Origin of the sequence: Lysinibacillus sp. OF-1, assembly GCF_028356935.1 — a bacterium.
GTDB classification, from domain to species: domain Bacteria; phylum Bacillota; class Bacilli; order Bacillales_A; family Planococcaceae; genus Lysinibacillus; species Lysinibacillus fusiformis_D.
On sequence record NZ_CP102798.1, the window covers coordinates 598,011 to 624,375 of the forward strand.

The 26,365-nt window shown below is 38.3% G+C and carries 29 protein-coding genes; all 29 read left to right on the forward strand.

Annotation, left to right across the window (positions count from 1 at the left end):
• Nucleotides 1–40 precede the first annotated feature (40 nt).
• The 29 genes from rpmE (at nt 41) to NV349_RS02940 (ending at nt 26,194) form a co-directional block, all read left to right on the forward strand.
• The gene (gene rpmE / locus NV349_RS02800; protein WP_004269457.1) at nt 41–244 is read left to right on the forward strand and encodes a 50S ribosomal protein L31; all 204 of its coding nucleotides are present in this window, start codon (nt 41–43) and stop codon (nt 242–244) included.
• 116 nt (nt 245–360) lie between these two features.
• Complete coding sequence (locus NV349_RS02805; RefSeq protein WP_036123677.1) at nt 361–933, forward strand: thymidine kinase; 573 nt, start codon at nt 361–363, stop codon at nt 931–933.
• A gap of 152 nt (nt 934–1,085) precedes the next feature.
• The gene (gene prfA / locus NV349_RS02810) at nt 1,086–2,162 is read left to right on the forward strand and encodes a peptide chain release factor 1 (protein WP_036123674.1); all 1,077 of its coding nucleotides are present in this window, start codon (nt 1,086–1,088) and stop codon (nt 2,160–2,162) included.
• Nucleotides 2,149–3,009: a peptide chain release factor N(5)-glutamine methyltransferase gene (gene prmC, locus NV349_RS02815; RefSeq protein WP_271912348.1), complete on the forward strand. Its 861-nt coding sequence runs from the start codon at nt 2,149–2,151 to the stop codon at nt 3,007–3,009. Before prfA ends, prmC begins: the two co-directional genes overlap by 14 nt.
• A gap of 44 nt (nt 3,010–3,053) precedes the next feature.
• Nucleotides 3,054–3,644 (forward strand): stage II sporulation protein R, encoded by a 591-nt coding sequence (locus NV349_RS02820; protein ID WP_271912349.1) that lies wholly within the window; start codon nt 3,054–3,056, stop codon nt 3,642–3,644.
• Nucleotides 3,645–3,745: 101 nt separating this feature from the next.
• Nucleotides 3,746–4,780: an L-threonylcarbamoyladenylate synthase gene (locus NV349_RS02825; protein WP_036123693.1), complete on the forward strand. Its 1,035-nt coding sequence runs from the start codon at nt 3,746–3,748 to the stop codon at nt 4,778–4,780.
• 172 nt (nt 4,781–4,952) lie between these two features.
• Nucleotides 4,953–5,450, forward strand: a complete 498-nt coding sequence (locus NV349_RS02830) for a manganese efflux pump MntP (RefSeq protein WP_036123667.1) — start codon at nt 4,953–4,955, stop codon at nt 5,448–5,450.
• 22 nt (nt 5,451–5,472) lie between these two features.
• Nucleotides 5,473–5,913 (forward strand): low molecular weight protein arginine phosphatase, encoded by a 441-nt coding sequence (locus NV349_RS02835; RefSeq protein WP_089933002.1) that lies wholly within the window; start codon nt 5,473–5,475, stop codon nt 5,911–5,913.
• A gap of 8 nt (nt 5,914–5,921) precedes the next feature.
• Nucleotides 5,922–7,205, forward strand: coding sequence for a methyl-accepting chemotaxis protein (locus tag NV349_RS02840; protein ID WP_058843798.1), 1,284 nt, complete (start codon nt 5,922–5,924; stop codon nt 7,203–7,205).
• Between the two features lie 357 nt (nt 7,206–7,562).
• Nucleotides 7,563–8,000: a ribose 5-phosphate isomerase B gene (rpiB, locus tag NV349_RS02845; protein ID WP_036123645.1), complete on the forward strand. Its 438-nt coding sequence runs from the start codon at nt 7,563–7,565 to the stop codon at nt 7,998–8,000.
• A gap of 86 nt (nt 8,001–8,086) precedes the next feature.
• A complete protein-coding gene (locus NV349_RS02850) occupies nt 8,087–8,629 on the forward strand; it encodes a TIGR01440 family protein (protein ID WP_101966466.1) in 543 nt (180 codons plus the stop codon).
• A 58-nt stretch (nt 8,630–8,687) separates the two neighbouring features.
• Nucleotides 8,688–9,929: a serine hydroxymethyltransferase gene (gene glyA / locus NV349_RS02855; protein ID WP_036123640.1), complete on the forward strand. Its 1,242-nt coding sequence runs from the start codon at nt 8,688–8,690 to the stop codon at nt 9,927–9,929.
• 284 nt (nt 9,930–10,213) lie between these two features.
• Nucleotides 10,214–12,373: an EAL domain-containing protein gene (locus NV349_RS02860; RefSeq protein ID WP_058843802.1), complete on the forward strand. Its 2,160-nt coding sequence runs from the start codon at nt 10,214–10,216 to the stop codon at nt 12,371–12,373.
• 124 nt (nt 12,374–12,497) lie between these two features.
• Complete coding sequence (upp, locus tag NV349_RS02865; RefSeq protein ID WP_004269470.1) at nt 12,498–13,127, forward strand: uracil phosphoribosyltransferase; 630 nt, start codon at nt 12,498–12,500, stop codon at nt 13,125–13,127.
• 167 nt (nt 13,128–13,294) lie between these two features.
• On the forward strand, nt 13,295–14,416 hold the full coding sequence (gene wecB / locus NV349_RS02870; protein ID WP_036123633.1) for a non-hydrolyzing UDP-N-acetylglucosamine 2-epimerase: 1,122 nt from the start codon (nt 13,295–13,297) through the stop codon (nt 14,414–14,416).
• Nucleotides 14,417–14,952: 536 nt separating this feature from the next.
• The gene (locus NV349_RS02875) at nt 14,953–15,324 is read left to right on the forward strand and encodes an ATP synthase subunit I (protein WP_036123631.1); all 372 of its coding nucleotides are present in this window, start codon (nt 14,953–14,955) and stop codon (nt 15,322–15,324) included.
• A gap of 36 nt (nt 15,325–15,360) precedes the next feature.
• Entirely contained in the window at nt 15,361–16,071 is a 711-nt protein-coding gene (atpB, locus tag NV349_RS02880) for a F0F1 ATP synthase subunit A (protein ID WP_036123628.1), read from the forward strand.
• Between the two features lie 65 nt (nt 16,072–16,136).
• Nucleotides 16,137–16,361 (forward strand): F0F1 ATP synthase subunit C, encoded by a 225-nt coding sequence (atpE, locus tag NV349_RS02885; RefSeq protein WP_004269474.1) that lies wholly within the window; start codon nt 16,137–16,139, stop codon nt 16,359–16,361.
• Between the two features lie 173 nt (nt 16,362–16,534).
• On the forward strand, nt 16,535–17,056 hold the full coding sequence (gene atpF, locus NV349_RS02890) for a F0F1 ATP synthase subunit B (protein WP_036123625.1): 522 nt from the start codon (nt 16,535–16,537) through the stop codon (nt 17,054–17,056).
• Nucleotides 17,053–17,589 carry a F0F1 ATP synthase subunit delta gene (locus tag NV349_RS02895; RefSeq protein ID WP_036123623.1) on the forward strand — a complete coding sequence of 179 codons (537 nt, stop codon included), beginning with the start codon at nt 17,053–17,055 and terminating at the stop codon, nt 17,587–17,589. The genes atpF and NV349_RS02895 overlap by 4 nt, the downstream gene beginning before the upstream one ends.
• Nucleotides 17,590–17,617: 28 nt before the next feature.
• Nucleotides 17,618–19,126, forward strand: coding sequence for a F0F1 ATP synthase subunit alpha (atpA, locus tag NV349_RS02900; RefSeq protein WP_036123620.1), 1,509 nt, complete (start codon nt 17,618–17,620; stop codon nt 19,124–19,126).
• 47 nt (nt 19,127–19,173) lie between these two features.
• A complete protein-coding gene (atpG, locus tag NV349_RS02905; RefSeq protein WP_036123615.1) occupies nt 19,174–20,031 on the forward strand; it encodes an ATP synthase F1 subunit gamma in 858 nt (285 codons plus the stop codon).
• A gap of 49 nt (nt 20,032–20,080) precedes the next feature.
• Nucleotides 20,081–21,496 carry a F0F1 ATP synthase subunit beta gene (atpD, locus tag NV349_RS02910; protein ID WP_036123612.1) on the forward strand — a complete coding sequence of 472 codons (1,416 nt, stop codon included), beginning with the start codon at nt 20,081–20,083 and terminating at the stop codon, nt 21,494–21,496.
• 24 nt (nt 21,497–21,520) lie between these two features.
• Complete coding sequence (locus NV349_RS02915; RefSeq protein WP_036123609.1) at nt 21,521–21,928, forward strand: F0F1 ATP synthase subunit epsilon; 408 nt, start codon at nt 21,521–21,523, stop codon at nt 21,926–21,928.
• A gap of 69 nt (nt 21,929–21,997) precedes the next feature.
• Complete coding sequence (locus tag NV349_RS02920) at nt 21,998–22,237, forward strand: DUF1146 family protein (protein ID WP_036123606.1); 240 nt, start codon at nt 21,998–22,000, stop codon at nt 22,235–22,237.
• Between the two features lie 484 nt (nt 22,238–22,721).
• A complete protein-coding gene (gene murA, locus NV349_RS02925; protein WP_036123602.1) occupies nt 22,722–24,041 on the forward strand; it encodes a UDP-N-acetylglucosamine 1-carboxyvinyltransferase in 1,320 nt (439 codons plus the stop codon).
• Nucleotides 24,042–24,123: 82 nt separating this feature from the next.
• Nucleotides 24,124–25,062, forward strand: a complete 939-nt coding sequence (gene spoIID / locus NV349_RS02930) for a stage II sporulation protein D (RefSeq protein ID WP_442916403.1) — start codon at nt 24,124–24,126, stop codon at nt 25,060–25,062.
• A gap of 37 nt (nt 25,063–25,099) precedes the next feature.
• Nucleotides 25,100–25,777 (forward strand): M23 family metallopeptidase, encoded by a 678-nt coding sequence (locus NV349_RS02935; RefSeq protein ID WP_036123599.1) that lies wholly within the window; start codon nt 25,100–25,102, stop codon nt 25,775–25,777.
• 156 nt (nt 25,778–25,933) lie between these two features.
• Entirely contained in the window at nt 25,934–26,194 is a 261-nt protein-coding gene (locus NV349_RS02940; RefSeq protein ID WP_025114760.1) for a sporulation transcriptional regulator SpoIIID, read from the forward strand.
• Nucleotides 26,195–26,365 lie beyond the last annotated feature (171 nt).

Sequence of the window (26,365 nt, forward strand, 5' to 3'; positions counted from 1 at the left end):
CTCTGTTCCAGATGGTTCAGGGCGAGAGGAGAAAACGAATATGAAACAAGGAATTCATCCAGACTACAAAGAAGCAACAGTAACTTGCTCTTGTGGGAACACTTTCAAAACTGGTTCAGTAAAAGAAAACATCGTTGTCGAGTTCTGCAACGAATGTCACCCATTCTACACTGGCCGTCAAAAATTCGCGTCTGCTGATGGTCGCGTGGATCGTTTCAACAAAAAATACGGTCTTAAAAACTAATGTTAGTTTAATACCTGCCAAGCATGCGCTTGGCAGGTATTTTTTTCAGTAAATAATACACGTTGATGCAATACCTTTCAAAATCCACATTGACATAAAGAAAGGGAGAAGACAGAATGGCACAGCTATATTTTAAACATGGTGCAATGAATAGTGGAAAATCAATAGAAATTCTAAAAGTTGCCCATAATTATGAAGAACAACAAAAGCCTGTGATGATGTTTACTTCAGGTTTAGATACACGTGATGAGGTTGGCTTTGTTTCCAGTCGAGTAGGTTTACGCCAACAAGCCATCCCTGTTTATGAGGATACAAATATTTTTGAACTAGTGGAATCCAATACTGTCAAGCCATACTGTGTGCTTGTGGATGAAGTTCAATTTTTAAAAAAAGCACATGTTTTACAACTTGCTAACATTGTGGATAAATTGGACATCCCCGTGATGGGCTTTGGCTTAAAAAATGATTTTCAAAATGAGCTATTTGAAGGTAGCCAATACATGCTTACATATGCAGATAAAATTGAGGAAATGAAAACAATTTGCTGGTTCTGTCATAAAAAAGCAACAATGAATTTACGAGTAGATGAAAGTGGAAAGCCAGTCTACACAGGTGATCAAATTCAAATTGGTGGTAATGACTCGTATTATCCGGTTTGTCGAAAATGTCACGCACAGCCACCACTTTAAAGCCAATAGACAGGTGGATACGCTAAGAAAAAGTAGCATACATGCGAAATTTTTCTTATACTAAGTAGTGGAAATAAACATTGTAATTACTGAATAAAAGCTTCTTTGTCAAAAAGGAGCATACCTTAAAAAACTAAATAGAGGTGAAATCCATGTTTGATCGATTACAAGCAGTGGAGGATCGTTATGAAAGGCTAACAGAGCTTTTGAGCGATCCGGATATTGTGAATGATAGTAAGAAATTACGTGAATATTCTAAGGAACAATCAGATATCCAAGAAACAGTGGATACTTATCGTGAATATAAAAGTGTTAAAGAGCAGATAGTAGATACTCGTGAAATGTTAGATAGTGAAAAAGATCCTGATATGCATGAGATGGTAAAGGAAGAATTTAACCTATTAAAAGCACAGCAGGAAGAGCTAGAAGAACGTCTACGCATTTTATTAATTCCTAAAGATCCTAATGATAATAAAAACGTTATCATGGAAATTCGTGGAGCAGCTGGTGGTGACGAGGCCAATATTTTTGCGGGTGATTTATTCCGTATGTACTCTCGCTATGCGGAAACACAAGGCTGGAAAATTGATATTATGGAAGCTACACCAAACCCAATGGGCGGCTATAAAGAAGTAATCTTTATGATTAACGGACAAGGAGCCTATTCAAAATTCAAATTCGAAAATGGTGCACACCGCGTACAACGTGTCCCTGCTACCGAATCTCAAGGTCGTATTCATACATCGACGGCAACAGTTGCGTGTTTACCTGAAGTGGAGGAAGTAGATGTTGAAATCCATGAAAAGGATATTCGTGTAGATACATTTGCCTCTTCAGGTGCTGGTGGTCAATCTGTAAATACAACGATGTCTGCTGTTCGTATGACCCATTTACCAACAGGTGTTGTGGTTTCGATGCAGGATGAACGCTCACAAATTAAAAATCGTGAAAAAGCCATGAAAATTCTACGTGCTCGTGTTGCTGATATGTATATGCAAGAAGCACAAAAAGAAATTGATGCTACACGTAAATCTGCTGTAGGCTCAGGCGATCGCTCCGAGCGAATTCGCACATACAATTATCCACAAAACCGTGTAACAGATCACCGTATAGGTTTAACGATTCAAAAGCTAGATCAAATCGTCGAAGGAAGACTAGGCGAGATTATCGATGCCCTTATTTTAGAAGAACAAGCATCGAAGTTAGAGCGATTAAATGATGACTTATAAAAATGTGATGGAGGCCCTAGAGTGGGCTTCTTCTTTTTTAGTGGATAATGGTCGTGAGCAAACAGCAGCACGTATCGTCATGCAACATGTACTTGGTACAAGTTATTCAGAAGTTATGTTGCACTTACAGGATGAATTAACAGCAGCACAGCAAGTGAAATTTAAAGCGCTCATAGAAGAACATGTCAATGGCCGCCCTGTACAATATTGTGTTGGAAGTGAAGAATTTTATGGCCGCTCCTTCCTAGTCGATGAATCTGTCTTAATTCCTCGGCCAGAAACAGAGGAGCTAGTACTTGGTACAATCAATCGCCTGCCTAAACTTTTTTCACAACAAACCCTGAAGTTGGCTGATATCGGTACAGGCAGTGGAGCTATTGCTATTTCGATGAAACTGGAATGTTCAGCGCTAACTGTTATAGCCACTGATTTATCACAGGATGCACTAGCGACGGCGCAAAAAAATGCTCAACGATTAGAGGCTGATATTGATTTTAGGTTGGGCGATTTAACAGCGCCACTTGCAGGAGAAAAATTGGATGTTGTCTTATCAAACCCACCGTATATTGCCTTTGATGAGGCACAGGAAATGTCGAATGTTGTACTAGAGCATGAGCCACATAGTGCACTATTTGCTGAGGAAGATGGTCTGATTTTGTATAGAAAATTAGCTGAGCAACTACCAGCCTACATGAATAAACCAGCATTGATTGGGTTAGAAATCGGTTATACACAAGGTGAGCAAGTAGCCAAATTCTTTCAAGATAGTTTTCCACATGCGACAGTTTCAATAGAAAAAGATATTAACGGTAAGCCTCGAATGATTTTTTGTGAGATTCATGTATAAAGTTTCTTAATCTTGCCAACAATGTTGAGCAAGGAGGGATTTATATGTTAAATGAATACAAGATTATTAGATTACCTAAACAAAATATCTTTCTAGCTTTTGCTAGACTAGTATTAATCGCGATTGCTTTACAATTATGTATTTTATATATTCCATCATTAGTAGGCTTTGCCAAGGAAGCTACCAATGATGAGCAAGAAAACGATTTTCGTATACGTGTTATTGCGAACAGTAATACGACACAAGATCAGCTAGAGAAAGAGCAGCTTGTCCAAGAATTAAAGCCATACTTTATGCAAGTAGCCACTGCTGGCAATGTAGGGAGTGAGCAAATTCTTTCGCTAAAACAACAAATTGAAACAGAATTGAGCGAAAATTATCCACAGATGGATACACAGATTGTCATTGGGGATAACTTATTTCCACCAAAAAGACAAGGTGCTATACTCTATCCACAAAATGTGTATCACTCGATTGTTGTGAAGATTGGTGATGCACGTGGGGATAACTGGTGGTGCAGTATCTTTCCATCTATTTGTGAGCCTGAAAAAGAAGAAGTAAAAGAAGAAGTAAAAGAAGAAAAAGAGCAAGTAACATTCTTTATATGGGAATGGATTAAAGGACTTTTTGAATGAATTGTGCACAAATTCAGACAACTTATACACATTTTTTCGTAAGTTATAAACATTATGTGGATAATTCAGTAAAAACCAATAATTGAAGGTAGGTTTTAATGATGGAAACCGTTTGCAAGGTTGTGGACAGTAATGTGAATAGTCAGATTAATTATACACAAGCTGTGGATATCTTAAATGCGGGAGAGGTAGTAGCATTTCCGACAGAAACGGTTTATGGCTTAGGAGCAGTGGCCACAAATGATTTGGCAGTGAAAAAGATATTTGAAGCAAAAGGCCGACCTTCAGATAATCCTTTAATTGTCCATGTGGGGACAAAAGAGGAAGTAGCCATTTATATCGATCAAATTTCTGAAGTAGCCAAACAGTGCATGGATTTCTTTTGGCCCGGCCCCTTAACGCTTGTAATGCCAGCAAAGCCAAATGTTTTAGCACAAAGTGTCACAGCTGGGTTATCAACAGTGGGCATTCGAATGCCGAATCATCCAGTAGCACTTGCATTGCTACAGCAGCTTCAAAAACCGCTTGCTGCACCAAGTGCCAATCGTAGCGGTAAACCAAGCCCTACAGAGGCAGTCCATGTATTAGATGATTTGGGAGGATACATACCTTATATTTTGGATGGAGGTTCTACAGGCATTGGGCTTGAATCTACTGTGTTAGATGTGACACATGAACCTCCAGTAATTTTACGTCCAGGTGGCATTACAAAGGAAATGCTTGAGGCGAAGATAGGTCCCGTTATTCAACCAACCAATATAGAGCAGAAGCTAGAAACAACGCCTAAAGCACCAGGCATGAAATATACACATTATGCTCCAAATGCTCCTGTGTATTTAATAGATTGTCATTATGAGAAAGTCAGCGAGGCTGTTCAGCGAATGCAGCGAGAAGGACATGTAGTAGCATTGCTTGCACCAGTGAATTTTGAAGATATCAAAGCTGATTTTTACTTCTCAATTGGTGAAGCTGGAAGTAAACAAGAAATGGGTGCGAACTTATACAATGCACTTAGAGCATGTGATAAAACCGCCGCTACCATTATATTAGCAACAACAACCTCAACAGAAGGTGTAGGAGCAGCTATCATGAATAGACTTGAAAAGGCCTCTGGAGGCAAATGGTATTCATTATAAATGAATATAGTTCAGGTACATTAGCGACAAAAGACATTGATATAAATCATGTCTTTTGTCCTTTTTGTTTATCATTACAAAATATAAAAGAAAAACTATTGTGGACAATTATGATAATAATGTATTTTCGAGCATAAAATGATAAAATATTAGGGAGAGAAGGAGTGCGTTCTTGCAGGGAATTCTTGCAGGTATACTAACGTCTGTTGATGTGATTGGTCTATATGTCTTACTGCCAAATGTTAGATATCGCTTATTTTTGTCATTATGGACAGCAGCATTGCATATGCTTTTCCCGTTGTTAGGCTTTGAGCTAGGAAGCTATTTAGTTCGATTTCTATTAGAATGGGGACAATGGATTTCAAGTATTTTATTATTTTGTATTGGTATGCATTTACTATTATTCTCTCATCGAGATGAAAAAGTAACAATATCACCTGTAATTTTGGCTGTGACTGCAAGCCTAGATACCTTTTCAGTTAGTGTTTCTTTTGGTATGCTTAACTTAGAAAAAACTATTTTTATCATGAGTGCAGGCTTGAGCGCTCTAATTTGCGCTTATGGTTCATTAGTCATTGCCCGTAGAAGCCAAGTATTTTTTGGCAATAAAATTCAAATAGCTGCTGGCGTTATATTTATTATCATGAGCATTCTAGCTATTCAACAATAAATGAAATTGGAGAGTGATAAGTGTGAAAATATTATTTGTTTGTACAGGCAATACTTGTCGCAGTCCGATGGCAGAAGTTATTTTAAAACATAAACAAATCAACAATGTAGAGGTGCGCTCAGCAGGTATTTATGCCATGCCAAATGCACAAATGTCAGCACATGCACAACTAGTGTTAAATGAAGCGCAAATGTCACATCAGCATTTTGCAACGCAATTATCAATGACAGAAATGGCATGGGCAGACTTAATTTTAACGATGACGACTGCTCACAAAGACGCCGTGATTTCAAATTATCCAGAAGCTGAACATAAAGTATTTACCTTGAAAGAATATACAAATGAGGGCAGTCTGGAAAATGTAGTAGATCCTTATGGTGGCAATAAAGCAATATATGAAGCAACATTTGCAGAATTAAAGGAATTAGTTGATCAATTAATACAAAAACTTGAAAAGAATTGAGGGGCCCTATGAAAAAACAATTTGGTTTACGGCTTAAATTGGTATTATTTGTTAGTGTACTTGCGCTTATCACCTACAGTGTCAGTTTTATATTCATTGAGTTTTTACAACCTACTTTCTTCCCAGACACGAATCGAATGGTTTTTGAGGTAATTACCTACGCATTAGGTATTATATGGTCAGGTATATTAGCGGCGTTGTTAAGCGTGATCTTAATCAAACCTTTACAGCAGCTCGAACATTCAGCAATCCTTGTAGCTGAGGGGAAAATTGGACAGGATGTGCAAATGCCTAAAACAAATGATGAAATTCGATCCGTTGCTGAGGCGTTCCAACAAATGGTGTTAAATCTGCGTCAAATGGTGGAAAGTATCGATCAAAACTTTCAGCAAACAAATCAATCAATTATTCAGCTATCTGATGAGGCGGGAGTGGCAACTAGAAAGGCAGAAGGAATTGCCTCTACTGTGAAGCATATATCTGCAGGAGCAGAAGCATCTGCAACAGCTGTACAAGACACTGCCGAAGCTATTGAAGATGTGCGAGCTCTTGCAACAGAAGTAAATAGTAGAGCAGAAGCATCAGCATCACAATCAAAAGAGATTCTACATAATTTATCGACAACAACAAAGGCCATCGAAATATTAGTGAATAGTATTCAGCAAATTGCTACAGGTAATAATGAGGCACTAAAAAGTATTCATGCACTTGAAGAAAATGCTGGCCAAGTAGAACGGATTATTAGCTTAGTCGGTGACATTGCGGCACAAACAAATTTACTGGCATTAAATGCCTCGATTGAAGCAGCACGAGCAGGAGAGCATGGAAAGGGCTTCGCAGTGGTAGCTGAGGAAGTTCGCGGTTTGGCTGATGAAAGTGCGAAAGCTGTCCAAGGTATTACAGCTTTAATTCAGTCCATGCAGCAAAATGTAGAGGTGGTTGTTAAACAAATGAATGAACAAGTAGCATTTGCGACGAAGGAAGCTGATCGCGTTTCTGAAACAACGACAGCCGTTGAAGGTATGGCTTCCAACGTACATGAAATGGCAACAGCAATTGTTGAAATTTCCTCGTTAATTGAACAGCAAATGCATAATATTGAAACGACAGCTCGCCAATCACAAGAAGTTGCAGCCATTGCTGAAGAAACGTCAGCAGGTGCACAGGAAGTTCGTAGCGCCGCTGAGGAGCAAGCTTATGCTATCGAGCAGGTAGAGCATTTGGCTCAAAGTTTGAAAAAGCAATCGGAAGCATTGCATAAGATGATTCAACAATTTGATAGACAAGCATAGTTCTAAAGGCTATACATAAATGCGACGTAAAATCGGATTTATGTATAGCCTTTTTTATTAGAGAGCGTCCATCTTAAGATCACACTCTGTCAAAGTATTTATGTCCATCGTAAGTGAAAAGCTAAAAAAACTTCAGAAGATGGAATATTACAACAAAGGACCTTTATCCGAACTTATTAACATGATATTCACATTATCCACAGAAAAACGGGTTTAAAAGTGAATATTTTTATGTTAATATACAATAAATGTTCGTCTTTCAGGAGAAATCAGCATAAAAAAACAAGAAAAATCATGTTATTCTTCAGAAAGAAGTGGTACACTAAGGGTGACTATAATTCGAAAAGAGGGAACCCAGTGAGAATAGCAATTTCTTCTGATCACGGAGGCAACAACTTACGTCGTGAGATTATGCAGCTATTAGATGAACTTCATATTAGCTACGAAGATTTTGGTCCACAATCTGCGGATTCAGTAGACTATCCTGATTATGCAAAACCTGTTTCTGAAGGTGTTGCTAATGGAGAATTTGATAAAGGTATTTTAATTTGTGGCACAGGAATTGGTATGTCCATTGCTGCTAATAAGGTGAAGGGCATTCGTTGTGCATTAGTGCATGATGTATTCAGTGCCAAGGCAACACGTTGCCATAATGACTCAAATATTATAGCCATGGGTGAACGTGTCATTGGTCCAGGCCTTGCACGTGAAATCGTCCAAACTTGGCTAGAAACAGAGTTTGAAGGTGGTCGTCATACACGCCGCATAGAAAAAATTGCTGAGCTAGAGCAATAATTGTTTCATGATTCCATATATGGCATTCGTCAAGGATGTCCTATATGGCATGATTTTAATGGATATAGATGAAGGAGCTGAGCTTAATGGTAGTAAAACAAATACGAACGCATTTGACTCAGTTACTCAGTGAGTTTGAAGAGCAGGTAACGTTACGACCTCATACAATTTTTGTTGTAGGGTGCTCTACATCTGAAGTGATTGGTCAGAAAATTGGCACAGCAGGGGCATTGGAAATAGCTGAAGCCATTTATGAGCCGTTACAAGAATTTGCATCGAAACATCAATTACATTTAGCATTCCAAGGCTGTGAGCATATTAACCGCGCTATTACTATGGAGGCATCGACGGCTGAACGATTTGGCTATGATGAAGTAGCAGTAGTTCCAGTACGTACAGCAGGTGGATCGATGTCTGCTTATGCCTATACACAATTTGCTAATCCAGTGGTTGTTGAAACAATACAGGCACATGCAGGTATTGATATTGGACAAACATTAATTGGTATGCATTTGAAAGCAGTAGCTGTTCCCGTTCGAACATCAGTGAAAATGGTGGGAGAAGCGATTGTTACGGTTGCAACAACACGTCCAAAGCTAATTGGCGGAGAACGTGCAATATATAAATAAGTACCCTTATTATAAGTGGTATAGATAATTAACGATACTTTAGGAGGCTTTTTCAAACATGGCATATGAAAAATTAGCAGTACAAGACAAAGCAGTATTAGACGGAATTCTTGCAGAAAAAAAACGTCAACAAGCAAATATTGAATTGATTGCATCTGAAAACTTTGTTTCCGAAGCGGTTATGGAAGCACAAGGATCAGTACTGACAAATAAATACGCTGAAGGCTATCCAGGTAAACGCTACTACGGTGGTTGTGAACATGTAGACGTAGTAGAAAATATTGCACGTGATCGCGTGAAAGAAATTTTTGGAGCAGAATATGCTAATGTACAACCACACTCTGGTGCACAAGCAAACATGGCTGTTTACCATACAATTTTAGAACCAGGTGACACAGTTCTTGGTATGAACCTTTCTCATGGTGGTCACTTAACACATGGATCTCCAGTAAACTTCTCTGGTATCCTATATAACTTTGTGGAATATGGTGTAACGAAAGAAAATCAAGTAATCGATTATGAAGATGTACGTCAAAAAGCATTAGAACATAAACCAAAACTGATCGTTGCTGGTGCTTCTGCCTACCCACGTGAAATTGACTTCTCTAAATTCCGTGAAATCGCAGACGAAGTGGGTGCATACTTCATGGTGGATATGGCACACATTGCTGGTCTTGTAGCTGCTGGTGAACATCAATCACCAGTGCCGTATGCTGATTTTGTTACATCAACAACGCATAAAACATTACGTGGACCACGTGGTGGTTTAATTCTTGCTTCAAAAGAATGGGAGCAAAAATTAAATAAATCTGTATTTCCAGGAATTCAAGGTGGTCCATTAATGCATGTCATTGCTGCAAAAGCTGTAGCATTTGGCGAAGTATTACAACCAGAATTTAAAGACTATGCAAAGCAAATTAAAGCGAATGCCAAAGCTTTAGCAGAAGTACTAATTGCTGAAGGTGTTGAAATCGTTTCTGGTGGTACAGATAACCACTTATTACTGTTAAATGTAAAATCACTTGGTTTAACAGGTAAAGTAGCAGAGCATGCACTAGATGAAGTAGGTATTACAACGAATAAAAACACAATTCCTTACGATACAGAATCGCCATTTGTTACTTCTGGTATTCGTATCGGTACGCCAGCTGTTACTTCTCGCGGCTTTAAAGAAGAGGATATGAAAGAAGTTGGAGCAATTATTGCTGCGGTTCTTAAAAATCCTGAAGATGAAGCAGTTAAAGCAGAAGCAAAAGATCGTGTAAAAGCATTAACAGATAGACACCCATTATACGCATAATAGAAATGAGAGGGCTGTGTTTAAAGTACATTTGTTACTTTAAATACAGCCTTTTATTTTGTGAATTTAGGACTAAACTATAAAAAACATATTTTTTCTGAAAAAATAGAATAATCATCTTGTTTTTGAATAAATTTACATAAAATAGATAAGTAGGGTTTTATTATAATAGTTTAAGGACAGATAATGTCCTAGAAAAGAAGTTTTTTTTCATAAAGGTGAAAATTTATTTGAATTTTATGTACAATGGAAATGGGATGAAGTGATAGAGATGGAGGGATTGGATGGTCACTAAATCATTAGACATAGAAAATGATGTTTTATTAAGTAGCATTCGTAAATTAGGGGATAATTCGAAAGAAAGCTACGTTATTTTTGATGCGACAAATCATCATGGCATACTAGCGTGTAATGATTCATTTTGTATGCTTACAAATGCTTCGCGTTCACAAATCCTAAATACTGATTATTTTTCATGGCTCTCTATAGATGAAAAAAAGACAACCATAAAAATGATAAAAGAAAAAATACATAACGGCATAATGGTCCAGGCAAAGCTCTATCATAATGGCATTAATAAATCGCCCTTTTGGGCAGAGATACAAGCATTACCATTTTGCAATGAGGCTAATCGTACGAAATATGTTTTAGTGCTTGTGAAGGATGTAACGTATTACCGTACTGAAGACTTCCTAATGAGATTAGAAAATGATATGTACAAGGCCATCGAGCGAGATAGCACTCTTGAACAAAAGATGAAAATTATTTGCCGTGGACTGGATGATTTTTTTACGCCGAATATTGCAAGTATGGTTCTAGTAAAAACAGAGTCCAATCAATTACAAGTTTTCACAGGTAATGATCCGGAGGAAAGTGTGCCAAGGTGCTGTGAAAACAATGCATTTTTTATTGAAGTAATGCAATCAGGAAATGCTAGGCTCGTGGAAAATTTAGATGAAGTAAATATCCCTGAGGAACATAAACAATATGCTACATTATCTGAAAAGCCGTATGGATGGTTTGTACCTATACGCAATCAACAACGGCAAGTGATAGGGTTATTTTCGATCTATTTTCAAAAAACACGAAGCGACCAAATGTCTTTTAAAAATATGCTTCAAAAAATGGGGTCACTTGTTGCGTTGGCTGTTACCTATGCTCGAACTCAAAAAAAAATTTGGGATTTAGCCTACACGGATATTACAACGGGTCTACCTAATCGTCATAGCTTTGTTAATTCGATTGAAAAAGAAGTGGAGCATGGTTTAAGCGGTTTTATCAAAATATTAAAACCAAGTGAATTTCATCAAGTGGTGGAACTTTACGGGCGTGAGGTTGGAGATGAGCTTTTAAGGCAACTCGCTAAAAGATTGGAGCAAGACAAGCCAGAAGATAATGAATATGTTGCTAGATTTACAAGCTCTAGTCTTATTATGTCTACGTTGGCACACAATGAAAATTTACAGGAGTATGATAAGCGGATAAAGGAAACAATTCGTCAGCCCTTTATTATAGGGGGAAAGCAAATCTATATCACGCTAAAAACAGGAATCGCTTCCTATAATAATGACACAAAAATCATTGATGCGATTCGCTTTGCTGATAATGCTCTTTCCTTTGCAATTGATAGACCAGGTACACATACTGAAATTTTTACAACAGAAAAAAATGATGTGCTTATACAGAAAATGACGGTTTTAAATCATTTATCACAAGCAATCAAAAATAAAGAAATTACAGTCCATTTACAGCCTAAGGTAGACTTACGTAATGGTGAAATACACAGTATTGAGGCACTGGCACGGTGGATTTCTCCAAAACTAGGCTTTGTGTCACCAGCCATCTTCATTCCAGTAGCTGAGAGTACCGGGAAGGTTCTGGAAATAGATGTTCTTGTTTTAGAGACTGTGCTTTCATGGCTTTCAGAACGTCAACGGCTAGGAAAGAAATTAGTGAAAATTGCAGTTAATATCTCACCTGATCATTTTTACTATACGCATTTCGTTCAGGATACACTGAAACTTGTTCAAAAATATAATATTGACCCTAGCTATATTATTTTAGAGGTGACTGAAAATATTGGTTTAGTAGACTTTCAATCTGCCTTTAAAATTATTCAAGAATTAAAAAGCTATGGTTTTAAAACATCAGTAGATGATTTTGGAACAGGTTTTTCATCATTAAGCTATCTACAACAGCTACCCTTCACTGAATTAAAGATTGATCGTAGCTTTATTAATGCGATTGAAGATGCGGCAACGCTTGCGATTGTACGCTCCATTATTCAGTTGGCATTAAACTTAGGGATGATTTCAGTTGCAGAGGGCATTGAAACGGAAGAGCAGGTAGAAATTTTACGTGCACTAGGCTGTACAGTAGGACAAGGCTATTTTTATTATAAGCCAATGCCCATTGAACAAGTAGATAAAATTCTTGATCAATAGCTTATTTTTGACAAATATAAAATAACAAAAGGAGTCGTCCTAAATTAATTTTTGAGGCGACTCCTTTTTTCTGTTATACTAGTTGAGATAAAAATGAAATCCGAACGGTGAGGAGAGAATCCCTTTGAGCAAAGTCTATGTATTTGATCATCCACTAATCCAACACAAATTAACTTATATTCGCGACAAGAACACAGGAACAAAAGAATTTCGTGAGCTAGTAGACGAAGTAGCAACACTTATGGCGTTTGAAATCACACGTGATATGCCAGTAGAAGAAATTGAAATTGAAACACCTGTAACAATTGCCAAAACAAAAGTACTTTCTGGTAAAAAGCTTGCGATTGTACCAATTCTACGTGCAGGTATCGGTATGGTAGATGGCGTATTAAAGCTTATCCCAGCGGCTAAAGTTGGTCATATTGGTCTTTATCGTGATCCTGAAACGTTAAAACCAGTTGAATATTATGCAAAACTTCCAGCAGATGTGGAAGAGCGTGATTTCATCATTGTAGATCCAATGCTTGCAACTGGTGGTTCAGCAGTGGAAGCCATCCACTCACTGAAAAAACGTGGAGCTAAAAACATTAAATTCATGTGCTTAATCGCTGCACCAGAGGGTGTAAAAGCTATTCAAGAAGAACATTCTGATGTAGATATTTATATTGCTGCACTCGATGAAAAATTAAACGATCATGGCTATATTGTACCTGGTTTAGGTGATGCCGGAGACCGTCTATTCGGTACAAAATAAAAATCAATACATGTAATTTCCTCATTTAGGAAACTAATAACTTGTGAAAGCGTCCTTCAAATTGAAGGGCGTTTCCTAGTATGTGTAGGCAAGTACGTCTATTGATGACCATTAATAGATGTAGTTGACCATTTCATACAATAACAAAAAGGACGGTGCAGATCGTTTTGATAAAAAAATGGAAAGTAATGACGATTTTTGGTACAAGACCAGAAGCAATTAAAATGGCTCCTCTCGTTTTGGAGTTACAAAAGTATCCTGAGCAAATAGAATCTATTGTAACCGTAACAGCACAGCATCGCCAAATGCTCGACCAAGTATTAGAGACATTTAACATAACACCAAACTATGATTTAAATATAATGAAGGATCGTCAAACATTAATTGATGTAACGACAAACGCATTACAGGGCTTAGATAAAGTAATGAAAGAAGCACAACCAGATATCGTTTTGGTACATGGTGATACAGCAACAACCTTCATTGCGAGCTTGGCGGCATTCTATAACCAAATTGCTATAGGGCATGTGGAAGCGGGCTTACGTACATGGAACAAGTATTCACCATATCCAGAGGAAATGAATCGTCAGCTAACAGGTGTGATGGCAGATTTACATTTTGCTCCAACGGAAGTATCTAAAAAGAACCTGCTAGATGAAAATAAAAATCCAGACACGATTTTTGTGACAGGAAATACAGCCATTGACGCATTAGCAACAACGGTCAGTGAGCACTACACACACCCTGTATTAGATAAGATTGGCGAAGATCGCATGATTTTATTAACGGCACATCGTCGTGAAAATCTGGGTGAACCAATGCGCCATATGTTCAAAGCGATTACGAGAATACTAACAGAGCATGAGGATGTTCAAGTTGTATATCCAGTGCATATGAATCCAGCTGTTAGAGAAATTGCGAATGAAATCTTAGGAGACAATGAACGTGTACATTTAATAGAGCCTCTTGAAGTGTTTGATTTCCATAATTTTGCGGCAAATTCATATATGATTTTAACGGACTCAGGTGGCGTACAAGAAGAAGCACCTTCATTAGGGAAACCAGTGCTTGTTCTAAGAGATACGACAGAACGTCCAGAAGGTATTGAAGCTGGCACATTAAAGCTAGCAGGAACGGAAGAAGAAACAATCTATGCCTTAGCAAAGGAATTACTAACAGATAAAAATGCCTACGAAGTAATGGCGAAAGCATCGAATCCATATGGAGATGGGCATGCATCGAAGCGTATTGTTGAGGCACTGCTAGAATTTTTACAAAGAACTAATTAATGTACTATATTTAATTCGGAAAAATAAGTCTAATGTACCTATTGAAATGGGTAAGCTAATTTACGAGCATAATCATGTCGTAAATTAGCTTTTTTTTCGTGTGAGAAGGTTGGGAACTTTTGAAACTATGAAATTTCATACACAAATTTGTCAACAATTTGACAAGAGTATATAGGCTGTGAAGTTTTTCTCCTTTACCAATTGACTTCAAATATCACCTATTGTATGCTTACAAAGGGTAAGAATGATAAGGGTTTCAGTTCATAAATAGGACGTTGAAACACTTGTTATATCAACTTTCTACTAAATTGACAGTTCAAAATAAAACTGTCGATTTGCAACGTTTTGTGCGTTTCGGTTTTTACCGAGTCGGTAAGGGGTGTAAGTTATTTTTGGGCATTTACACCTGTAATTGAAATGACTCTCCCATTACTATTCCGCTGTGAGTAGTGTCTTTCACTGCTCTTTTCTGATTTCACATAGTGGTCAGCAAACGTTTTCATTACTCGAAAAAATGATTCAGGAGATTATAACCAATGCTAGATTTGCATCACATTTTTGCTGTGCAGAAGAGGGCGTTATTTTTTTTGCTTGCACTCTGCGCATTAGGCTGGGGATTTACTCCCTATCAAACTGTTTTTGCGGGCATCGCAATAGGTGCATTTTTTGGTACGTATAATTTTTGGATTCTAGTTCGACGTATGGAGAAGTTTGACAGATCCATTAGTGAAGGGAAGAAAATAGGCTCACTTGGTACAGCACTTCGCTTTGGATCAGGTGTTGCGGCAGTCGCAATAGCCATTTCGTTGCCAAACTATTTTCACTTAATTAGCACGGTTATAGGGCTAATGATTCCGTACGTTTTTCTCTTTGTCGAGAGAATTGTGTCACATGTAAGGAACCGCTAATGTGCTTTAAATTAGAAAGAGAGGTGAAAAATAACAATGAATCATGAAGCTCCGTTACTAGAAGTCGGTTTTTTAACATTTAACTTATCAACAGTTATGATGTTACTAGTTGCAGCAATTATCGTATTTTTAATTGCCTTTATTTCAACTAGAAGCCTAAAGTTAAAACCTACTGGTATGCAAAACTTTATGGAATGGATTATGGATTTCGTTAAGAATATTATTAAAAGCAACATGGACTGGAAAACTGGTGGTCGATTCCACGTTCTAGCCATTACGCTAATTATGTTTATCGCAGTATCTAACTTACTAGGTCTTCCATTCTCTATCGTCTATGATCATCAGCTATGGTGGAAATCACCAACAGCTGACCCTACAGTTACGATGACATTGGCAGCAATGATTTTAGTCTTAACGCAATACTATGGTGTTAAAATGAAGGGTACAGGTCATTATGTTGGTACATTCTTCAAACCAATGTCATTCATGTTTCCGCTGAAAATAGTAGAAGAATTTGCAAACACATTAACATTAGGTTTACGTCTTTACGGTAACATTTACGCGGGTGAGATTTTACTTGGCTTACTTGCAGGTTTAGCATCATCAGGTGCTGTGGGATTCATCGGGGCAATCGTTCCTATGATGGCATGGCAAGGTTTCTCAATTTTCATCGGCTTTATCCAAGCCTTTATCTTCACAATGTTAACAATGGTTTACATGGCTCATAAAGTGAGCGATGACCATTAATATAAAGCATATATCCTATGCTTGAATCACAAAAAAACAAACAATTCCAAGGAGGAAATTTTCAAATGACAGGTTCATTAGGTTTATTAGCAGCAGCAATCGCAATCGGTTTAGGTGCACTTGGTGCAGGTATTGGTAACGGTCTTATCGTATCAAAAACAGTAGAAGGTATCGCTCGTCAACCAGAAGCTCGTGGCGTTCTTCAAACTACAATGTTCATCGGGGTTGCATTAGTTGAAGCCCTACCGATCATCGCAGTAGTAGTAGCATTCATCGTAATGAACAAATAATTCAGTTGAACACTGAATTTTACTAGTGGCGAAGCAGGATTCACCAGATGAAACTTCGCCCTTCATTTTGGAACGGATAAAAGCTATGTGTAAATATAGCTTTTTAAAATAGGTAGTTTTTTTAATCATTAAATTATGTTGAAGTTAAAGCTCTTGAAGGGAGTGAAACAATCGTGTTTTTAGATTATCTTGTACTAGGTGCAAGCGCTGGTAGTTTTAATAGCGGAGACATCATCGCAACATTAGTTATCTTCATCGTGTTAATGGTATTACTTAAGAAATTCGCTTGGGGTCCACTTATGGGCATCATGCAGCAACGTGAAGAATTAGTAGCGAGTGAAATCGAAGCAGCTGAAAAAGCGCGCAAAGAATCGCACCAATTTTTAGAAGAACAAAAGAGCCTTCTTAAAGAAGCTCGTACGGAAGCACAATCGATTGTTGAAGGCGCTAAGAAACAAGGCGAACTACAAAAAGAAGAAATTCTTACTGTAGCGCGCAATGAAGCAAACCGCTTAAAAGAATCGGCTTTACGTGAAATTGAGTCTGAAAAAGAAAAAGCTATTGCAGCAGTACGTGATGAAGTCGTTTCATTATCTGTACTTGCAGCATCTAAAGTCCTTAGCAAAGAGATTTCTGAGGCAGACAACCGTGCTCTAATTGAAGAGACGATTGCGAAGGCAGGCGAAGCTCGATGAGTAATTCAACTGTAGCAAAACGTTACGCTCAAGCGCTTTTTGAATTAGCGCAACAAAAAAACAATCTTACTGAAGTTGGAGCAGACTTAAACGAACTAACAAAAGTAATGAAAGAATCTCCTGATTTTTTAACGCTTTTAAGTGCGCCTAAGTTCTCCATCGAACGTAAAAAACAAATGGTAGCTGAAATCTTCACTGGTGCAACACCAGAAGTTTTACACACGGTTCAACTTCTAGTTGAGAAAAAACGTGTAAACGAGATTAAGCTAATTGCCAATGCATATGCTGAGCTTGCTGCACAAGCACAAGGTATGGCAGATGCAACAGTATTTTCAACACGTGCACTTTCTGCAGAAGAAAGCGCTAATATTTCGACAGCATTTGCGAAACTTGTTGGAAAACAATCATTAAACATTACAAACGAAATCGATCCAACTTTACTTGGTGGTATTCGTGTTCAAATCGGTAACCATATTTATGACAGCTCAGTAGTTAACAAATTAGAGCGTCTAAAACGTGAATTAATCGGTTAATAATTTAGAAATGTGAGAGGTGACATACATGGGCATCAAGGCTGAAGAAATCAGCAGTCTGATTAAACAACAGATTGAGAATTATGAATCTGAACTTAAAGTAAGCGAAGTTGGTACAGTTATCCGTATTGGTGACGGTATCGCTCTTGCTCATGGCCTCGACAACGCCATGGCTGGAGAGCTTTTAGAGTTCTCTAACGGTGTTATGGGTATGGCTCAAAACCTAGAAGAAGGTAACGTTGGTATCGTAATCTTAGGTCCATACACTGACATCAAAGAAGGCGATGAAGTTCGTCGTACAGGTCGTATCATGGAAGTACCAGTTGGTGAAGAACTGATTGGTCGTGTTGTAAACCCACTTGGTCAACCAGTGGATGGACAAGGTCCTATCAACGCTACAAAATCTCGTCCAATCGAAAGCCCAGCTTTCGGAGTAATGGCTCGTAAATCAGTACACGAACCACTACAAACGGGTATTAAAGCGATTGACGCATTAGTGCCAATCGGTCGTGGTCAACGTGAGTTAATCATCGGTGACCGTCAAGTAGGTAAAACATCTGTAGCAATCGATACAATCTTAAACCAAAACGGTGAAAACATGATTTGTATCTATGTTGCAATCGGTCAAAAAGAATCTACTGTACGTGGTGTTGTTGAAACTTTACGTAAACATGGTGCATTAGATTATACAATCGTTGTAACTGCAGCAGCATCTCAACCTGCTCCATTATTATACTTAGCACCATTTGCTGGTGTTTCTATGGCAGAAGAATTCATGTTACAAGGTAAACACGTTTTAATCGTGTATGATGATCTTTCTAAACAAGCATCAGCTTACCGTGAACTTTCACTTCTTCTACGCCGTCCTCCAGGTCGTGAAGCATACCCTGGTGATGTATTCTACTTACACAGCCGCTTACTTGAACGTGCTGCGAAGTTAAATGAAACTTACAACTGTGGTTCTATCACAGCTCTTCCATTCGTAGAGACACAAGCTGGGGATATCTCTGCATACATCCCAACTAACGTAATCTCAATTACTGATGGTCAAATTTTCTTACAATCTGACTTATTCAACTCAGGTGTACGTCCAGCGATCAACGCAGGTCTTTCAGTATCACGTGTAGGTGGATCAGCTCAAATTAAAGCAATGAAAAAAGTTGCGGGTACACTACGTCTTGACTTAGCTGCATTCCGTGAGCTTGAATCATTTGCTCAATTCGGTTCAGATTTAGATAAAATTACACTTGCTAAACTTGAACGTGGTAAACGTACGGTTGAAGTGCTTAAACAAGACCTAAACAAACCACTTAAAGTTGAAAAACAAGTTGCTATCCTATATGCATTAACTAAAGGTCATTTAGATGATATCCCAGTACAAGATATCGTTCGTTTCGAAAACGAATTCTTAAGCTGGTTAGATTCAAACCACACTAACGTTCTAGATCATGTTCGTACTACAAAAGAGCTTGCTCCGGATGCGGATTATGAAGCAGCAATCAATGCATTCAAGAAAACATTCGCTAAATCAGAATAAGTTCTAGCTAGTCACTTGATTAAAAAACAAAAGGTGGTGAAATACCAGTGGTAAACTTACGCGAAATAAAAGGTCGTATTAATTCAACAAAGAGTACGAAACAAATTACGAAAGCGATGCAGATGGTTTCTTCTTCAAAGTTACGTCGTGCAGAGCAAAATGCTAAAGCTTACGTTCCTTATATGGAAAAAATCCAAGACGTAGTAGGCGCGATTGCAGCAGGTACAAAAGACAGTGGACACCCAATGTTAACTGCTCGTCCTGTAAAGAAAACAGCTTACTTGGTCATTGGTTCTGACCGTGGTCTAGCAGGTGCTTACAACTCAAGTATCCTACGTCAAGTACAACGTACAATTAACGAGCGTCATAAATCAAAAGACGAATACGTTATTTTAGCAGTAGGTCGTGTTGTTCGTGATTACTTTGTGAAACGTGATCATAATGTCATCAGCAGTGTTGTTGCTCTTCCTGACCAACCAACATTCGCTGATATTAAAGAAATCGCTCGTAATGCTGTTGGTATGTTCATTGACGGTACGTATGATGAGCTTTATATGTACTATAATCACTTTGTCAGCGCAATTGCTAACGAAGTGACAGAGAAAAAACTTCTTCCATTAACAGATATCGCACCTGTAAACAGTAAAGCTTCTTATGAATTCGAACCATCTGGCGAAGCAATTCTTGAAGTATTACTTCCACAATACGCGGAAAGCTTAGTTTATGGCGCATTATTGGATGGAAAAGCAAGTGAACATGCTTCTCGTATGACTGCTATGAAAAATGCAACTGATAATGCATCTGATCTTATTGCAGATCTTTCATTGCAATATAACCGTGCACGTCAAGCAGCGATTACACAAGAAATTACAGAAATCGTTGGTGGAGCTGCAGCCTTAGAATAGGCTCAGCTCACCAATGTCGTATAAGAATACGATAGGAGGGTACACAGTAATGAATAAAGGACATGTTATTCAAGTAATGGGTCCAGTTGTCGACGTAAAATTCGAAAACGGCCAATTACCAGCAATCTATAACTCATTAACAGTTAAGATTGAACGTCCTAATGAAGAACCAACAACTCTTGCATTAGAAGTTGCACTTCATTTAGGCGATGATTCTGTTCGTACAATTGCAATGTCATCTACTGATGGCTTACAACGTGGAGCAGAAGTAACAGACTTAGGAAAAGCTATCTCAGTACCAGTTGGTGAAGTGACATTAGGTCGTGTATTCAACGTACTTGGAGAAGTAATTGACTTAGGTGAAGAGATTCCAGCAGATGCTCGTCGTGATTCAATTCACCGCGAAGCTCCAGCATTCGATGAACTTTCAACTACAGTTGAAATTCTTGAAACAGGTATCAAAGTAGTAGACTTATTAGCACCTTATATTAAAGGTGGTAAGATCGGTCTATTCGGTGGTGCTGGTGTAGGTAAAACAGTATTAATCCAAGAATTAATCAATAACATTGCACAAGAGCACTCAGGTATCTCTGTATTTGCTGGTGTAGGTGAGCGTACTCGTGAAGGGAACGACTTATTCTTCGAGATGAGCGATTCAGGCGTTATCAAGCAAACAGCGATGGTATTCGGTCAAATGAACGAGCCTCCTGGTGCACGTATGCGTGTAGCTTTAACTGGTCTTACAATGGCGGAATACTTCCGTGATGAGCAAGGCGCTGACGTACTTTTATTCATCGACAATATCTTCCGTTTCACACAAGCAGGTTCAGAGGTTTCTGCCCTATTAGGTCGTATGCCTTCTGCGGTAGGTTACCAACCAACACTTGCAACTGAAATGGGTAAACTACAAGAACGTATCACATCTACGAACAAAGGATCTGTAACTTCTATCCAAGCGATTTATGTACCAGCCGATGACTATACTGACCCGGCTCCAGCTACAACTTTCGCCCACTTAGATGCAACTACTAACCTTGAGCGTAAATTATCAGAAATGGGTATCTACCCTGCGGTTGACCCATTAGCTTCGACTTCTCGTGCATTATCACCTGAAATCGTAGGCGCTGAGCACTACGCAATTGCTACTGGTGTACAACGTACAATCCAACGTTACCGTGAATTACAAGATATCATTGCAATCTTAGGTATGGATGAGTTATCTGATGAAGACAAACAAACAGTAGAACGTGCTCGTCGTATTCAATTCTTCTTATCACAAAACTTCCACGTAGCGGAACAATTCACTGGTCAAAAAGGTTCTTATGTACCTGTAAAAGAAACTGTTCGTTCATTCAAGGAAATCCTTGATGGCAAATGGGATCACCTTCCAGAAGATGCTTTCCGTCTAGTTGGTTCTATTGATGAAGTAGTTGAAAAAGCGAAAAGCATGGGCGTAGAGGTTTAATACTAGGGACGAGGAGGAAAAAATATGAAGACAGTTCAAGTCAATATTGTCACTCCCGACGGCCCAGTATACGATTCTGAAGTATCAATGGTAATCGCTAAAACAACTTCAGGAGAAATCGGTGTTCTTGCAGGCCATATTCCAATGGTTGCTCCACTTGCAATTGGTGCAGTGAAGCTGAAAAAAGAAAACGGTTCGACTGATATTGTTGCTGTAAGCGGTGGTTTCATTGAAGTTCGTCCAGAAAAGATCTCAATTTTAGCGCCTTCTGCTGAAATTGCTGAAAATATCGATGTTCAACGTGCTAAAGAAGCCGTTAAACGCGCTGAAGGACGTCTTCAAAGTAAACAAGACGACATTGATTTCAAACGTGCTGACCTAGCATTAAAACGTGCGTTGAATCGTATCAACGTTCATGAGGGTAATATCTAATTCATTTTTAACGGGCAGATATAGTATCTGCCCGTTTTTTAAGGTGAAATAAATTGAAGGAGGGGTAGCATGGAACTGTATGAAGCGATAGGACAAGAAGCATTACTAGGCATTTTATCTCATCTGTTTTTTATTGCTATTACTTTTTACGCATTACAAGCTTTTATGGTGGAGAAACTATTTAAGAAGAATCGAGTATTTCAAATTCAACTTATTTATATTTTACTCAGTATTACGATAGGCTCAGCAGTATCTAATTTCTTTCTCCAAATATCTAGCTGGTCAGGCAAACTTCCCTATTTATTTTAAAGCAATCGTTGTTAAATACTATAAGATTTATGCACCTACATGCTTCAAAGGACTTTATAATACCATTTGTGTGGCCCTTTGAACTATGTATAAAAATCTTTCGTACCAGTTTTGCCTTGGCATCATTACAGCTTACGATGCGTCTATTATTGGTAAGACGCACGCTAACAAAATATGTACATGATGCATTCATATAGTAAAGGGAATATTTTACTGAATGAAGATAAAATAGGTTTTTTGTGCATATATCTTTGGGTATGTATTGAAAGTGAACGGGTTATTGGTCATTCACAAAAAAAAAATGACAGCGTACAATAAATAAATAGCAAAATATCTAATAATGCCTTAAAATAGTGATTTGGACGCTTGAACGAGCGTTAGAAAAGTTGTACTATAGAGTTGTTTGTTTACTGATTATGACATTATACTTCTTTTTAAAATAAAAATTCGATAGGTTAATAGATTGAATTCGGAGGGACATAGGGTGGATAAAATAATAGTGACTGGCGGCCAAAAACTACAGGGAAAAGTACGTGTAGAGGGCGCAAAAAATGCAGTGTTACCAATCCTTGCGGCAGCTTTACTTGCTTCAAAAGGAGAAAATGTAATTAAAGAAGTCCCTAATTTAGCAGACGTCTTTACAATAAACGAAGTACTTAAAAGTTTAAACGCAGCAGTTACATATATACCTGAAGATAATGCCGTATATATAGATGCAACTAAAGAACTTTCAAGTGAAGCTCAATTTGAATTTGTTAGTAAAATGCGTGCATCTATTTTAGTGATGGGTTCTCTACTTGCTCGTAATGGATATGCTCGCGTGGCACTACCAGGAGGCTGTGCAATCGGTTCTCGTCCAATTGAGTTACACTTAAAGGGCTTCGAAGCTATGGGTGCAAAAATTTCATTTGGTCACGGATATGTAGAGGCAAAAACGGAAGGTCGTTTAAAAGGGGCTAATGTGTATTTAGATTTCCCTAGTGTTGGTGCTACTGAAAATATTATGACAGCCGCATCTTTAGCAGAAGGGACAACTGTAATTGAAAATGCTGCGAAGGAGCCCGAAATTGTCGATCTTGCAAACTTCATCAATAGCATGGGCGGTCGTGTAATTGGTGCTGGTACAAATACAATACGTATCGAAGGAGTCGATACATTATATGGAGTAGAGCACCATATTATTCCCGATCGTATTGAGGCTGGTACATTTATGGTGGCAGCAGCTATTACGAAGGGTGATGTAGTCATTGAAAATGCTGTTCCTGAGCATATGACAGCTTTAATTGCTAAGATGCGTGAAATGGGTGTAGAGATTACTGAACTGGATGAGGGAATCCGTGTACGTGCTCCTCATACATTAAAAGCTGTTGATATTAAAACAATGCCACATCCAGGCTTCCCAACAGATATGCAATCACAAATGATGGCATTAATGTTAACTGCGGAAGGTACGAGTATTATTACAGAAACGGTATTTGAAAATCGTTTTATGCATGTTGAGGAATTCCGTCGCATGAATGCTGGTGCTAAAATAGAAGGACGTTCTGTGTTTATCGAGGGGCCGGTTAATCTTCAGGGAGCTGAAGTAATGGCAACGGATTTACGAGCTGCGGCTGCCCTAATTTTAGCAGGTCTTGTATCTGAAGGAATAACACGTGTGACGAAGCTTCATCATTTAGACCGTGGTTATGTTGATTTCCATGGCAAGCTAGCATCGCTTGGTGCCAACATTGAACGTATTACTGAACTTACTGAAGAAGTAGTGACAGTTGAAGACACAATAATTGAATTACCTACAAACTAAATGGATTTCTCAACCCTTTGCTTTTGGAGCAGAGGGTTTTTTGTTTGCTCATAACTTTAAGAGATCTAGCATATTATTCCTTATGAAAAAATGGATGATTAGTATAGGTGTCATTTGTTTGATTGGAGTATTATACATGCTTCCTGTTATAGGGCTTAGTGAAAGACGAGAGGCTGTCAAACCTCCACCTAGTGATGAGAATGCCTGTGAAATATTTATAGAAGTGGAGGGACAAGAGGAAAAAATCCCTTTGGAAACGTATATTACAGGTGTTGTTGCAGCGGAAATGCCTGTTTCTTTTAAAAAGGAGGCATTGAAAGCCCAAGCGATTGCAGCACGCACATATGCACTGAAAACGACAAATTACGGTAAAACTGCAATTGCTCCAACTGTGGCAAGGCAAGTTTTTTATGATGAGGAGCAAAGAAAGGCGAATTGGGCTAGCAATTTCCTGGGAAATGAAAAGAAAATTGTCGAAGCAATCAATGAAACGAAAGGACAAGTTCTTCTTTATAATAAGGAACTAATTACAGCCATGTTTCACTCGACAAGCAATGGTAAAACAGAAAGTGCCTTTGGCTATAGTGGGAATGATATTCCATATTTGAAAAGTGTTGCAAGTATCTCAGATCAAGCATCACCGAAGTTTGAGGCTCAGCAAGAATGGACATTAGCACAATGGAATAAGTTGTGGCCTGTACAGTGGCAAGCTAGTGATTTTAATCGTATCCAGCTATTTTACAATGAGTCAGGGCGAGTAGAGCGTTTACAGTTAGGGAGCAATGTCTGGACTGGTAGAGAGGTTAGAACACTTCTTGGCATACCATCAACTGATTTTACAATTGTCTATGACGCGAAGACAAGAAAGGTCCATGTGACAACCCAAGGTTATGGTCATGGCGTGGGCATGAGTCAATATGGCGCTGAGGCAATGGCAAACGAAGGGAAAACGGCTGCCGAAATTTTACACTATTATTATCAAGATATTGAAATAAAAAAAATAGATGCATGTTTAAAATAACTTCTAGTTGTTCACACTGCAACTAGAGGTGATGAAAATGAGAGAGGATAAAAACAATAAAACTTCTCAAAACCAAAATCCAAATCAAAAGGAAAATGGTCAATTACAAAAGAAACCTTGGTTTTGGCCAGCAGTTTACACAGGTGGTGCACTAGTTCTAGCAGGATTGTTATTTGGTTACAATAGTCTCGTATCAAAAGTAGAAGAGGCTCCTTTACCAGATTTAGCGGAAGTTGATCCAGGTCCTGTAGTAGAAACAAATGCACGTACTGAAAACATGAAGTACCCATTCAAAGAAGAGAGTCTTAGTAAAGTACAAGTTTTACAAGAGTTCTACGAGTTAGAGGCAAATGAAGAGTCCCGTGAAAATGCACTAATGGTATTTAATCAAACATTTACAACGTCTTCTGGTATCTCTATCGCTATGAATGGTGAAGAATTTGAAGTACTAGCTGCTATGAGTGGTAAAGTACTAGAGGTAAAACTAGACGCATTTACAGGCAATAAGATTGTAATTGAGCATCCAAACGGTATGCAAACACATTATAGCTCTGTAAAGGATATCGCTGTTAAAGAAGGCGATGAGGTTACACAAGGTCAGGCATTAGGAAAAGCAACTGATAACGAGTGGAATCAAGCGGCTGGCGTCCACATGCATTTCGAAGTTCTTGAAGACGGAAAATATATTAATCCGAAAAAATTACTAGCTTTTTAATTCGAAAAGCTAGTAACGCATAAAAAGTCAGCATTTTATCAGGAAAATGCAAAAAATGTTCTGAATAGCTTTGTCCTTACATAAGGTGAAGAAATGCGCAAATGTGCATCTGATTGCCAAAGCATTTTGTGAAATTGTGTGGAAAGGACGAAGAAAGTGCATGAGCACATTCGGAAGCGCTGCATACGCCTCGGTGAATTACTGATTGAGACGCGTGAGACTGTGCGTGTCCTCGCGAAAATGACTGGTTATTCAAAAAGTACGGTGCACAAGGATTTAACAGAGCGATTACCAACAATTCATGAAGGATTAGCTGACCAAGTGAAAGAAATACTCGCCTACCATAAGGCCGTACGTCATATTCGTGGAGGAGAAGCAACGAAAAACAAGTGGAAAGAGAGAGCGAGTCAAGACTGATTCGTTCTTTTTTATTGTCTTGGAAATGTATTTATGACGAATTCTATGGAATAGTAATTCTATATTATAGCCGTTCATAACCTGAAAAGAAAACAGTCCCATTCACTAAATTTAGGTGAAATTACCAATAGAATATGATAAAATATTCTAGATAAAGAGATAAAATGAACG